At 39.1% G+C, this 417-nt stretch carries 1 protein-coding gene; it reads right to left on the reverse strand.

Annotation, left to right across the window (positions count from 1 at the left end; translation table 11 throughout):
- The coding region (locus tag BCT81_RS02830) for a response regulator (protein ID WP_133152503.1) at positions 1–241 on the reverse strand (241 nt) is incomplete at its 3' end.
- Positions 242–417: the final 176 nt, after the last annotated feature.

The raw sequence follows: 417 nt of genomic DNA on the forward strand, positions 1-417 counted from the left end.
GGTACTTTTGTTTAACCGCAAATAGCACGTCCATACCCGTCATATCAGGTAGACGTAGATCTAATAAAATTAGGTCAGGGATTCGATGATTCAAACTCTCAATTGCATCACGGCCAGTGCCGACAATATTGATATCAATTTCGAGCGGTGTAAGATACGAGCGGTACAAAGCTGCTACCGAGGCGGTATCCTCTACCATCAACAAATACTTTGATTTGTTATCTAGCGTTTTTGATTGCATATCCTAGCCATTTATAATTTGCATTTCTTATTATAGTCGCATTCCGCTTTGCATTATGCAAATTAGCCACAATATTTGTATTGTATTTCTATACCGACTTCAAACAATCAATATCTTATCTATATGGCATGAAGGATGCAGTCATTCAGATGACCTTCGGGTCACCTAGCCAACTG

Source organism: Vibrio sp. 10N.261.52.A1 (assembly GCF_002876325.1).
Lineage (GTDB): Bacteria > Pseudomonadota > Gammaproteobacteria > Enterobacterales > Vibrionaceae > Vibrio > Vibrio chagasii.